Genomic DNA, 11,949 nt, shown 5'->3' with positions numbered 1-11,949 from the left:
CCAAGGGGCAGAAGCGGCAAGACCCTATGCGGAAGGGAAACCGTTTACCACCGTTGTTGACAGCGAAAATTTGCTGGCAAGCCGGTTTGGATTCACCGTGGTTCCCAACGGGATCCTGCTGGATGAAGAAGGGAAGATTCGCTTCCTCAAGCAGAGACTGTGGGCGCCGGATCCGGAACATGTGAGGGCGGTGGAACACCTGCTGGAGGGCAAAGAGCCGATTCAGTTGGAAGAAACCAACCCTCTGCCCCCAAATGCCCGGTCCCTGGAAAAGCAATTGGCGGAAACCAAATACAAACTGTCTCTTGAGTACCTGAAGCAGAATAAGAAAGAAGAGGCCCTGAGGGAACTGGATGAAGCTCTGGCCTTTGACCCCGATAACTTTGTGATCCGGAAGCAGCGTTGGTACATCCGCTACCCCGAGAAGTTTATCCCGACTATTGATTTTGACTGGCAGCAGCAGATCCTTGCACAGGAGAAAGAAGAAGAGGCGGCAAGGAGAGAAGCGGAATGCGGGCCGGAAGGCTGTGCCATCCCCCGCACTTGACATTGTGCAACGACATCAGTATGATACATGCTATCAATAGAAGTTTGAGCGAAATCCAATGAAGGGAACAAGTAACAAGGTTCCGCCTGACCAGAGAGAAGACGCCGCGGCTGAAAGCGTCTTTGCAGAGCTCCTTGTGAATGACATCCCGAAGGACCCCTTGTGAAACCTGATTCGAATCCACCCCTGCGTGTATCCGGTCAGAGAGTAACGAGCGGGCGCGACCGGGCGTTAACGGTGAGCGGAGGCCAGCAGTACCTGCCATGGCCTCAATCAGGGTGGTACCACGGGAATTCAACCTCTCGTCCCTATTTGGGATGAGGGGTTTTTATCTTTTTTGGCTGGAGGGACGCAGGATGTTTACCAGTAAACCGCGGGGAACGTACGACATACTCCCCGGCGAAGTGGAGAAATGGCAATTTGTCGAAAAAGTGGCTCGTGACGTGTGCAGACGGTTCAACTATCACGAAATCCGCACCCCTCTGTTTGAGCATACGGAATTGTTTGCCCGCGGTGTGGGGGAAACCACCGACATTGTGGCTAAGGAAATGTACACGTTTACGGACCGGGGGGATCGCAGCCTGACCCTTCGGCCGGAGGGAACAGCCGGTGCCGTAAGAGCGTTTGTCGAGAACAAATTGTACGGTCTCCCGCAGCAGCCGACCAAACTGTATTACATGGGACCAATGTTCCGGTACGAGCGGCCGCAAGCCGGGCGGAACCGCCAGTTTGTCCAGTTCGGGATCGAAGCGCTGGGAACCGATCACCCCAGCATGGATGCGGAGATTCTCGCTTTGGCCATGACCTTTCTTGCCGAGGTCGGGGTCCGCGACTTGTCGCTGGAAATCAATTCGGTCGGCTGCCCGGAATGCCGTCCCGTCTACCGTGAACAATTGAAGCAGCACTTTGCCGGAAAGCTGCATGAGCTTTGCAAAGACTGCAACGAACGATATGACCGGAATCCCATGCGGATTCTCGATTGCAAGGTGGATACCGACAAGGTGGCAGACGCGCCGGTCATGCTGGATCACTTGTGCGAAGGCTGCAAAACACACTTTGAGCAGCTGCAGGGATACCTAAAGGATGCAAACATCCTCTTTACGGTGAATCCCTATATTGTTCGCGGCTTGGATTACTATACCAAAACCGCGTTTGAAATCATCGTTGATGGCGCCACCATCATCGGGGGTGGACGCTACAATGGACTCGTGTCGGAGTTGGGCGGACCGGAAACGCCCGGAATTGGGTTTGGCTGTGGAGTGGACAGGGTCTTGATCACTTTGGGCAATCAGAACGTGGAGCTGCCCATCGACCAGACTCTCGATGCGTTTGTTGTCACACTGGGCGAAGCGGCGGATTGCAAAGCGGTGTCTTTGGTGCACGAAATGCGCGTGGCAGGTCTTGCCGTCGAGAAGGATTATCTGGCGCGGGGCATGAAGGCCCAGTTGAAAGCGGCTGACCGTTTGGGCGCCAAGCAGGTGGTGATCCTCGGCGATGACGAGCTGGCGCAAGGCATCGCTAATGTAAAGGATATGGAAACGGGAGAACAGGTGACTATGTTCTTGAATGAATTGGTTCAAAAACTGCAGATGAGGAAGGGATAACACCATGGCGGAAATTATAAAGGGAATTGGCTTGTATCGAACGCACCATGCGGGGGATTTGCGTCTGGGCGATGCGGACACGGATGTGGTGCTGAGCGGTTGGATTCAACGCCGCCGTGACCTTGGCGGACTCATTTTCGTTGATTTGCGCGATCGCAGCGGGATTGTCCAGGTGGTATTCAACCCGGACTTTTCTTCTCCCGAATTGATGGAACAGGCGGATAAACTGCGCAACGAATACGTGGTCGCGATTAAAGGAAAAGTGGTGGCCCGCGAAGAGAGTACCGTAAATCCCAAGATCCCGACCGGGGAAATCGAAGTACAGGCCTTGCAAATGGAGATTCTGAACGCTGCGAAAAATCCGCCCTTCTACATTCAGGACAACATCGACGTGGACGAGATGGTCCGGCTGAAATACCGGTACCTGGACCTGCGCCGTCCGGAGATGCAGCGTACATTCATTCTGCGCCACAAAGCGGTGCAGCATATCCGTTCCTTCCTGGACCGTCACGGATTCCTCGATGTAGAGACACCGATGCTGACCAAATCGACACCGGAAGGGGCCCGTGATTACCTGGTGCCAAGCCGTGTGCACCCGGGCAAATTTTACGCGCTTCCACAGTCTCCTCAGCTGTTCAAACAGTTGTTGATGGTCTCCGGATTTGAGCGCTACTATCAAGTGGCCCGCTGCTTCCGGGATGAGGACTTGCGGGCGGATCGCCAGCCGGAGTTCACCCAGATCGACATTGAAATGTCCTTTATGTCGCTGCAGGAGTTCCACGACCTGATGGAAGAAATGATGGTCACCCTGTTCAAAGAGACGCTGAATGTCGACATTCCCCGTCCGTTCCAGCGCTTGACTTACAAAGAAGCGATGGATCGTTACGGTTCCGACAAGCCGGATGTCCGCTTCGGGCTGGAATTGAAAAATATCTCGGAGATCGCCGGTACAAGCGGATTCAAAGTGTTCGCCTCCACCATTGAGAGCGGCGGGGTGGTAAAGGGGATCAACGCCAAAGGCTGCGCCGGTTACAGCCGAAAGCAGATCGACGAACTGGAAGAGTTTGCAAAACGATACGGGGCGAAAGGTCTCGCTTGGATGAAGTTCACGGAAGAAGGGCTGCAATCTCCGATCGCCAAATTTTTCTCGGAGGAAGAAATCGAAGGGATCAAAGCGATCCTGGAAGCGGAAACGTGCGACCTGCTGCTGTTTGTTGCCGATAAACCGAAAACTGTGGCGGATGCACTGGGCAATCTGCGCCTGAAACTTGGCAAAGACCTCAATCTGATTCCGGAAGGGACATACAAGTTCCTGTGGGTCACCGAGTTCCCGTTGCTGGGCTACGATGAGGAAGAAGGCCGCTGGGTGGCGGAACACCATCCCTTCACAATGCCCATGTGGGAGGATCTGGACAAACTGGAGTCAGACCCTGGCAGTGTCCGTGCACAGGCTTATGACATGGTGCTGAACGGGTATGAGATTGGCGGCGGGTCCATGCGTATCTTCCGCCGGGAGATTCAGGAGAAGATGTTCAAGGCCCTTGGCTTCACGATGGAAGAGGCTTATGACAAGTTCGGCTTCCTGCTGGATGCGTTTGAATACGGCACCCCGCCCCATGGCGGAATCGCCTTTGGTCTGGACCGGATCATTATGATCATGGCCGGACGCCAGTCCTTGCGCGATACGATCGCCTTCCCGAAGACCCAGTCGGCCAGCGACCCGATGACACAGGCTCCGTCCGAAGTAACTCCGCGCCAGCTGCAGGATCTGCATATCCGTTTGGCTGCGGATGTGGAGACTGTTCACGGGAAGTAACAAACAAACTAAAGGATGGCACTTTCCCGGTGGGATATGTGGCATCCTTTTTCTTTGGCTTTGTTTAAGTTCATTGTTGATTTTCTTATTAAGCGAAAGGGCAGTTTATTAAATATTGTTTTTTGATTTTTCGAACTATGGAATTTGCAACGATTAGGATTTACGCCTATAGTAAGAATAACAGTCTCTAACAAATAATCGTGTAAGAATGAGAGCTGGCAAAGACCTTCTACAGTTTAAGTGCGATTAAGGGAAAGGGTGCAAAATTCCATTTAACAAATATGGGGTCTTATCATTTGATTTTTTTGAACGCAGGGGAGAAGGATAACATGGAAGTAAACTGGTTAACTTCAATTTTTCAAATACTTGTTTTTCTTGTATTTCCTGCCTTTGTTTTCTTTTTGATTGTCGGTATTTCAAAATTCCTCCAAAGAATCAGTACGAACACCAATCGTATTCAAGTTATCATTATTGACAATGATGTTTGGATTGTTGACCCAAGTAAGCAGAGAATTTCTGTATATCGGCTTAACAAAGAAACGAACAAAATTGAAGAGATAGCAACCAAAAACTTGTAGTTGTTTCATTACCACTTTCTTGTTGATTTTCGTCCCTGTTATTGAAGTAACGGGATCAACTGTTGAACAACCATAATAGGCTGCCAAGATAATGGCAGCCTATTGTGCTGAAGGGCAGGAATGTTAAATATAGAATACAAGTTGAATATCAATTAGGATGGAGCCAATATTATCCTACAAACAAGGATAGGCATTCACCTATGTTTGCCCAGGTGAGTATCTTATTGTTGATGCCACTTTAATTAATCGGAGGGGCATTCATGACAAAGTGATTCCATTTGCACAAGCTCAGGAACTAAATCAAAAAATAAGAATTTCACTGCTTGTCCCGTTTCAATACAGAGGTCATGGCCCTTTCTGGGAAGAACGTGAAAAGTTTAATCAGCTATTGACACAATTTATTGGCTAATAGTTCGCTAAAGGAGAACGATATTTCAATATCGAGCAGGCCTCCTTCCAAGGTGCGGGGCGCCGGCGGAGGCGGAGTGCAAGGAACTGGCGGTGCATTGGGGCAAACTGGCCCTTCGACAGAAATCCAGGCAGCTGGCTCTCCATTTACTGGAATCGGATAAATTCATTAAAGCGGCTTATAAGTTAAAATATATATTGACGTCTAAATGTGTATAAGTAAAAGCATATATCTAGTACTTATCCATTTATCCACAGCATTGGTCCGCAAGTAAGGTGAGATCCTAACATAGGTTATTTCGCTAACGGAGAACGATAGCTCAATTAACCGCTCTTCTCATGGGCGGTTTTTCTTTTGGTCAAAAATCAACAATAAAGCCTTTTACTCTTTGCCGTACGTTTTCACCCAATAAGTAAAGGGGTCCATCGGCAGCAGGTTCACATGAACATATTGGATCGTCACCTGGTCCAGGGGAACCCCTTTTGGCAGTGCAAAGGCCACTTCAAACTCTTCTTAAGTCGCAATGTCAAACAGCTGGGGGTTCCAAATCATGAACACAATGGCAAGCAACTTATAGACGAACAAAGCATTCTTTCCTTTCTGTCGTGGTTGGTTTTGTCGTTACTGCAGCTTGATTAGGAATACACCTGTTACAATCGTTATGATGGATACCCATTTTACCCGGCTGATTCTTTCTTTCAGCCAAACCATACCAATTATAGCGGCAAATACAATGCTGACTTCCCTTACGGAGGCGACAGCTGCGACCGGAGTGGTCTGCATGGCGTAAACGGCCAGGGAATTCGCGCCAAACAACAGAAATCCGGCTGCCAGTGTCAGAACTGGATATTTGGTGGCCAGTGTCCAGTATGTGTTGGCAGGTCTTGTACGAAGATCCAACATCATCTTGCCGAGGAACATGCCGATGAACACCACATACTTGAACAAAATTCCCGACATGGTGAGCGCTCCATAGCTGTCGCTCACGTTGTAGCAGGCAGTAAACAGCCCCGCCACCAAAGCCCATCCCGCACCTTGAAAGTTTTGCCGAATGGATGTAAAGAGTGAACGGAAGGACAGTTTCGACTGGTTGATCAGCAAGATTCCCACAACAATCAAGAGGGTTCCCGAAACGCCCAAGACAGTCGGGAGCGCAGATCCCAAGGCAAACGCCATACAGGTAGTTGCAAGGGGAGCGGTGCCCCTTACCAGCGGATAGGCGGTGCTGAGGGGAGCCAATTGATAGGCTTTTGCCAGGGATACGAAATACAGGATTTCAAACAGTGTGCTAAACCCAATCCATTTCCAGGCTTCCTGAGGAAAAGGAGTTGTCGTCCATAAATACAAAGCCGCAGGTAAATAGAGAACGACAGACACACCCATGATTAACGTGAAAAACGAATCGCGGTCTTCAATTTTTTTTGCCATCGCGTTCCACGTGGCATGCCCGAGTGCAGACAGCATCAGGATTGCAAAAACAGACAGAGACAACCTTATTTCTCTCCAATCTCGAAAGCCCGCAAGGTGGGGATCTCGTTTCAAAGATTCTCATCTTACTTAACCAGCGTATCCTATTTGGCATTGCAATACCATACCTTACTGGATCCCAGGTGAAGGAAGGGGAAGGAAAAATTTTCACAGCTAATAGTTGCAAAATACAAATATATACCCTATACTAATGGCAGAGGTGAAAAAATTGGAAAACGTTCGTGAGTTGTTCCAGATTCTGATCCGCCGCATAGGGCTTCTCAACAAGAACTGCTGTGGGATTGAGGGCATTGACGTATCGGTGGTGCAAAGCCACATCCTGTATGAGATTGATCGCCGACACCAGCCGTCCATGCAGGAAATTGCCGAAGCGCTGGGGATGGACATAACGACATTCAGCCGTCAGATCCAGACGCTGGTGGAAGCAGAATTGGTGAAGAAGACGCCTTATCCGGAAGACAGACGGGTCAACATCCTGTCTCTCACTGAGAAGGGCAAGCGAATGGCGGATTTTATCGATGATGTGACGAACAGTTTCTATAATGAAATCTTTTCACATATGACCGAGTTTGAAAGGGAGACGGTGCTCCGTTCCATCAAGCTGTTGAACGAATCCATGGCCAAATCCAAGAGATGCTGTGGGCCTGTGGGGTAACCCAACCCCATTTTTTCTTTCTTGTATAGTTGCAAAATGCAAATAAATAAAGAGGAGTGAATACCTTGTTGGAGATCGTACAAAGCTTTCTCTGGTTCGCATTGGAATTGACCGCACTTTTTATTGCCATCTCGTTCCTGATCAACCTGCTGCAGGGATGGATTCCCTATGACAAATTGGAGCGTTATCTGTCCGGCAGGAACACTTGGGAAGGGGCCTTTATGGCACTGGTATTTGCCTTTGTTACACCGTTTTGTTCCTGTTCCACAATCCCGGTTGTGGTGAACCTTTTGAATAAACGAGTCCGTTTTGGGATTGTCATGATTTTTCTGTTTGCGTCCCCTGTTCTGGATCCCACTATCATCACCCTGATGGCTGCCCTGTTGGGGGTGAAAGTGGCCGTCGCCTACACAGTAATCACTTCCGTGCTGTCGGTGGTGATCGGGTTTGCTCTTGAACGGCTCGGATTTGAGTCCCAAGTCAAGCAGGTCGTCATGACCGGCTACCAGGCACCGATTAAAACCTTCAGTTTCCAGGTGGCCTGGCAGGAAACCTTAAGTACGATGCGCACCGTGTACCCGTACCTGATCATTGGGGCAGCTATTGGCTCTGTGATTCATGGTTTGGTCCCCACGGAATGGATCGCAACCTATTTGGGAGGTGATAAGTGGTGGATGGTTCCGATTGCGGCCATCATCGGTATTCCCTTGTATATCCGGCTCTCGACCATGATTCCCATATCCCAGATTCTGATGATGAAGGGGATGGCGCTTGGACCGGTAATGGCGCTGATGATCAGTTCCGCCGGAGCCAGTTTACCGGAAATCACACTGCTCAACTCCATTTTCAGGAAGAAATTGATGGGTGCCTTTCTCGTCTCGGTCTTTTTCATGTCGACCCTGTCAGGCTTGTTATTCTACATTATCCAAGGAGCGTGAATGATCCATGAATTTCAACATTTATGAATGGGAAAAGTTGATGGAGTTTCAGAAGGTGGAAATGAATCGCAAGTTGAGCCGGGCCTGGATGTTTCAACCGGCAGGCGGTGAAGTGCAACAGCCCCAAACCAAAGAGAAGGAAAAATCGATTGAAGTCTGTTCTTCCAATGTCTGTTGTACGTGCTGAAACTTTTCTAACCTCTTAGGGTTGGGGACTAAATAAGTAAAATTTGAGGAGGAAGAATAGCATGGCAAATTTGATTCAAAAATTTTTCGGGGGCACAAAAGGCGGTTCCAAGGACAATTGTTGCGGGGTTGAAATCAAAGAGGTAAATGAGGAGCAAACAAATGACGACTGCTGTGGAACAAGCGACACCTCGGATTCCTGTTGCGGAACCGGCAGCGGTTCCAACTCCTGCTGCAGGTGATCGAAAGCCAATGATTCCTGTCATACGAAAAGCTCTACTCCCGGATCTGGAGTCGATCCTTCGCATCTACAACCAAGGCATTACGGATCGAATTGCAACCTTGGAGACAGAAGAAAAAGATCTGAACTACATGGAGGAATGGTTCTACGAGCACGGCGGTCGCTATTCCGTTCTGGTTGCGGAATCTGGGAAAAACGTGGTGGGATGGGCTTCTCTGAACCCTTACTCCAACCGCTGCGCTTATTCCGGTGTTGCCGACCTTTCCATTTACATTGACCGGGAGCATCGCGGGAAGGGAATAGGCCGCCTCCTCTTGGAGGAACTGTGAGAAAACGGCAGCGGCCAACGGGTTTCACAAAATCGTTCTGTTTACATTTCCTTTTAACAGGTTGGGTCAGGGATTGTATCGCAAGTGTGGATACCGTGAGGTGGGAGTGTTCAAGAACCAGGGCCTGCTGGACGGGAGGTTCGTGGACGTCATGGCCATGGAGAAACTTCTCGCCGGAAACGTCGAACCAACCGTTTAGACCTTGTAACCGGCAGGTGTACCCCATTTTTCCGGCCAGCGGTCAAAAAAAGAGGTTTTTCTTGCGGAATGTTGAATAAATTGTACTGATCAGTCAAATTACCGGCAAGGAGGATCTCGTATGGCAGTAAAAGAAGCGGTGACCGCCATGGTGGAGAAGATGAACGCCAACCCGGAAGGAATCGTCAACACCAATGTGGTGTACCAGTTTGATCTGACAGGAACCGAGGCCGGCTCGTTCCAACTCAAGTTCGAAAACGGGAAAGTGGAATACCTGGAGGGTGTTGTGGAGGAGCCGAAGTGCACACTGCAAATGTCGGACGAAAGCTTTCTGAAGTTCGCCGCAGGCAACTTCAACCCCACCATGGCCTTCATGACGGGCAAGCTGAAGATCGAAGGCAGCATGGGCTACGCCATGAAGCTGTCGTCGATATTGGATAACTACAAATAAGGAAAATGAAGTGGAAGCCCCTGTTGGGAGAGAAGATGCTGGTTGCATCTCTGCCTGACGGGGGCTTTTTTTGTTCGATCGTCAGATGGCCATACATTCGTTCCGCTTTGCTTCTCATTGCTCAGTTCTCATAGAAAAAGCTATCGATACGAAAAATGATTAATGATATTAACAAACGAACTGCCGGTTATCCAGAAGGTGTATATTTGGCTGTTTTCGGTTACATCCTGAATGTGAGTAAAGCCATTCTATTCAAGTTTCCGAAAGAGGCGCATGATGACCCGTAACGAGGACAAGATCAGTCTGTTGCAAACTTGTTTTATTTTGGTATCATCGGCAGGCATTTTCGACCATGTGATGATCATTCCCATACTTTTGCAAGAAGCCGGTCGGGACGCTTGGGTTTCCGTATTGTCGACATTTTTTCCGTTTGTTGCGTGGATCTATCTGCTGGTGTACATCATACGCAAAACCGGCAAGCAACAACTGTCAGTCTGGCTGCAACAGCATGCCGGAACGGGGATTGCCAGGATTTTTTCGTTCCTTGCCGCCTTACAACTGTTTAGCATGGCGGCGGTCACCCTGCGGGACACCACGGTTTGGACGAATGTCACCTATTTGCCCAAAACTCCCAACCTGTTGCTGGTGTTCTTGTTTGCGTCGGTCTGTTTTTATGCGGCTTATTCGGGGATCCAGACAATCGCGATCGTCAACGGCGTGCTGCTGTCGTTTGTCATCCTGTTTGGATTATTTGTGGCGATTTCCAACATTCCAAACAAGGATTATACACTTTTGTTTCCTGTTCTGGCGCACGGGTTGGATCCCTTGCTGCGGGGGATGCAGATCACCGCAGTGGCGTTCTCCGAATTAATCCTGGTGCTGTTTATACAGCACCGGATTCGGTCTACCGTAACCGCAAGAGCGTTGATTCTCACGTGTGCTGTTTATGCAAACCTGATCCTCTCGCCATTAACTGGTGCCATCGCCGAATTCGGTACGTCCGAAGCCGCCTCTCTCCGGTTCACCGCGTTTGAGGAATGGCGGTTGGTCACATTTGGCCATTATCTGGAACATGTTGACTTCTTGTCGGTCTATCAATGGCTGGTCGGCTCCTTTATTCGCATTTCGTTTATTTTGTTTTTGCTACCTGAAGTGTTCCAGCTTCCGGCCGGGAAAAAGCGAACCGTTCTTTTGCTGACGGTGTCTGCCGTGATGGTGGCTGTAACGCAGATCCCGGTCAGCGATATGCAATTTGTTCGGTTTCTGAAGAATATCTTTCTCCCTGTCTCTCTGGCCTTAACAATTGTACTGCTGTTGTTTTTGACTATTGTGACTATCGTCATGCCATACAGAAAGGTGATGAAACGGTGAAACGACGCTCTTTCTTTAAAAAAATCGGAGAGTTGCAGAACGATTCCGGTTTACAGACGGTAGGTCAGGCAGTTGACAGTTCGTTGGAGAAAAATGCACGGTGGATCCGCTCCGCCTGCGCGTTGTGCCAGGATGTAAAAAGCCAAAAACTGCAGTTCCAAACCGAGACAGGCAGCCGTACTGCGCTCCTGTTATACTGTGAAGGGCTAGCAGATATAAAACAAATTCCCCAAACCATTGTGCCTGGTTTGGAAGAGTTGCTTTCGTCCGATCAGCCGCCGGATACCTGGAATGTGGCTCCTTTAAGCATCGAAACCGATTTGGAAATCGTCATTGCCAAGGTGTTTCAAGGCGCTTTAGCAGTTTTTGTCGATGGAATCGGGAAAGCGTACTTGCTGGACATCAGCAATCCGCCGCAAAGAACCCCGGAAGAACCCAATACGGAGGTATCGATCCGCGGTCCGCGGGACGGGTTTGTCGAAGAACTGACCGTTAACGTCGCATTGGTTCGCAAGCGTCTGAAAACCCGATCGCTGGCCTGTGAAAAATTTGTATTAGGCAGACGAAGCCAAACTCGGGCAGCTTTGCTGTACATGGAGGACATCATCAATCCACAGGTGCGGGACGAAATCCGCAACCGCCTGTCCAATATCAATTTCGACGCGGTATACACCAGTTCTCAACTGGAGGAACATTTGGCAGATTCTTCCTTTTCAATTTTCCCATTATTTCATTACACCGGCCGGCCGGACCATGTGGTTACTTCGCTGCTTCTTGGCCGGTTTGCCATTCTTTTGGATGGTCTGCCCACTGCTTTGATCGGACCGGCCAATTTATTTCTGCTGTTGAAGTCGCCGGAAGATTTTCACGTCAACTTTCTGTATGTGATTATGGAACGGCTGGTGCGTTTTTTAGGGGCTGTGATCGCTGTTTTTTTGCCTGGATTTTATATTGCGATTACCACTTATCATCAGGATCAAATTCCGCTTACCTTGTTGGCAACGTTTATAACAGCGAGAAAGGGTGTTCCTTTTCCGACTCCGGTGGAAGCGTTTATCATGCTGACCCTGTTTGAAATTTTACGTGAAGCCGGCCTGCGGCTTCCGGGCGTAATCGGACAGACACTGGCTGTTGTGGG

General features: G+C 49.5%; 11 protein-coding genes, 2 pseudogenes and 1 other annotated feature. Of the genes and pseudogenes, 12 read left to right on the top strand and 1 reads right to left on the bottom strand.

Annotated elements, in window-relative coordinates; all coding sequences use genetic code 11:
- The 5 genes and pseudogenes from EFBL_RS21250 to EFBL_RS21245 all read left to right on the top strand — a co-directional run.
- Positions 1-547: thioredoxin family protein (locus tag EFBL_RS21250; RefSeq protein ID WP_231705758.1), on the top strand; the 547-nt coding region annotated here is incomplete at its 5' end.
- A gap of 49 nt (positions 548-596) precedes the next feature.
- Positions 597-860, top strand: a binding site (T-box leader).
- A gap of 43 nt (positions 861-903) precedes the next feature.
- Complete coding sequence (hisS, locus tag EFBL_RS10430) at positions 904-2,151, top strand: histidine--tRNA ligase (RefSeq protein WP_096182075.1); 1,248 nt, start codon at positions 904-906, stop codon at positions 2,149-2,151.
- Between the two features lie 4 nt (positions 2,152-2,155).
- The gene (gene aspS, locus EFBL_RS10425) at positions 2,156-3,967 is read left to right on the top strand and encodes an aspartate--tRNA ligase (protein WP_096182074.1); all 1,812 of its coding nucleotides are present in this window, start codon (positions 2,156-2,158) and stop codon (positions 3,965-3,967) included.
- Between the two features lie 329 nt (positions 3,968-4,296).
- Positions 4,297-4,545 (top strand): hypothetical protein, encoded by a 249-nt coding sequence (locus EFBL_RS10420; protein WP_131927751.1) that lies wholly within the window; start codon positions 4,297-4,299, stop codon positions 4,543-4,545.
- Between the two features lie 253 nt (positions 4,546-4,798).
- A pseudogene (locus EFBL_RS21245) lies at positions 4,799-4,954 on the top strand (alpha/beta fold hydrolase); the annotation flags it as partial.
- 621 nt (positions 4,955-5,575) lie between these two features.
- Here EFBL_RS21245 and EFBL_RS10415 read toward each other — a convergent pair.
- Positions 5,576-6,445, bottom strand: coding sequence for a GRP family sugar transporter (locus EFBL_RS10415; protein WP_096182072.1), 870 nt, complete (start codon positions 6,443-6,445; stop codon positions 5,576-5,578).
- Between the two features lie 205 nt (positions 6,446-6,650).
- Here EFBL_RS10415 and EFBL_RS10410 point away from each other — a divergent pair, with 205 nt between their 5' ends.
- The 7 genes and pseudogenes from EFBL_RS10410 to EFBL_RS10375 all read left to right on the top strand — a co-directional run.
- Positions 6,651-7,097 (top strand): MarR family winged helix-turn-helix transcriptional regulator, encoded by a 447-nt coding sequence (locus tag EFBL_RS10410; protein WP_096182071.1) that lies wholly within the window; start codon positions 6,651-6,653, stop codon positions 7,095-7,097.
- 68 nt (positions 7,098-7,165) lie between these two features.
- Positions 7,166-8,035, top strand: coding sequence for a permease (locus EFBL_RS10405; protein WP_172899683.1), 870 nt, complete (start codon positions 7,166-7,168; stop codon positions 8,033-8,035).
- A 7-nt stretch (positions 8,036-8,042) separates the two neighbouring features.
- On the top strand, positions 8,043-8,222 hold the full coding sequence (locus tag EFBL_RS10400) for a hypothetical protein (RefSeq protein WP_096182069.1): 180 nt from the start codon (positions 8,043-8,045) through the stop codon (positions 8,220-8,222).
- A 251-nt stretch (positions 8,223-8,473) separates the two neighbouring features.
- Positions 8,474-8,990 (top strand): annotated as a pseudogene (locus EFBL_RS10390) (arsinothricin resistance N-acetyltransferase ArsN1 family A).
- Between the two features lie 120 nt (positions 8,991-9,110).
- Positions 9,111-9,440, top strand: a complete 330-nt coding sequence (locus EFBL_RS10385) for an SCP2 sterol-binding domain-containing protein (RefSeq protein WP_096182067.1) — start codon at positions 9,111-9,113, stop codon at positions 9,438-9,440.
- A 276-nt stretch (positions 9,441-9,716) separates the two neighbouring features.
- Positions 9,717-10,811 carry a GerAB/ArcD/ProY family transporter gene (locus tag EFBL_RS10380; RefSeq protein ID WP_165912658.1) on the top strand — a complete coding sequence of 365 codons (1,095 nt, stop codon included), beginning with the start codon at positions 9,717-9,719 and terminating at the stop codon, positions 10,809-10,811.
- Positions 10,808-11,949, top strand: a 1,142-nt coding sequence (locus EFBL_RS10375) for a spore germination protein (protein ID WP_103143247.1), incomplete at its 3' end; no start/stop codon positions are given. The genes EFBL_RS10380 and EFBL_RS10375, both read left to right, overlap by 4 nt.

Source organism: Effusibacillus lacus (assembly GCF_002335525.1).
Lineage (GTDB): Bacteria > Bacillota > Bacilli > Tumebacillales > Effusibacillaceae > Effusibacillus > Effusibacillus lacus.
This window is presented reverse-complemented; position numbering and strand designations above follow the sequence as displayed.

Excerpts from the sequence above, each read along its gene's own strand:
- hisS (WP_096182075.1), top strand. The coding sequence starts at position 904 with ATGTTTACCAGTAAACCGCGGGGAACGTACGACATACTCCCCGGCGAA.
- aspS (WP_096182074.1), top strand. The coding sequence starts at position 2,156 with ATGGCGGAAATTATAAAGGGAATTGGCTTGTATCGAACGCACCATGCG.
- EFBL_RS10420 (WP_131927751.1), top strand. The coding sequence starts at position 4,297 with ATGGAAGTAAACTGGTTAACTTCAATTTTTCAAATACTTGTTTTTCTT.
- EFBL_RS10400 (WP_096182069.1), top strand. The coding sequence starts at position 8,043 with ATGAATTTCAACATTTATGAATGGGAAAAGTTGATGGAGTTTCAGAAG.
- EFBL_RS10385 (WP_096182067.1), top strand. The coding sequence starts at position 9,111 with ATGGCAGTAAAAGAAGCGGTGACCGCCATGGTGGAGAAGATGAACGCC.
- EFBL_RS10380 (WP_165912658.1), top strand. The coding sequence starts at position 9,717 with ATGACCCGTAACGAGGACAAGATCAGTCTGTTGCAAACTTGTTTTATT.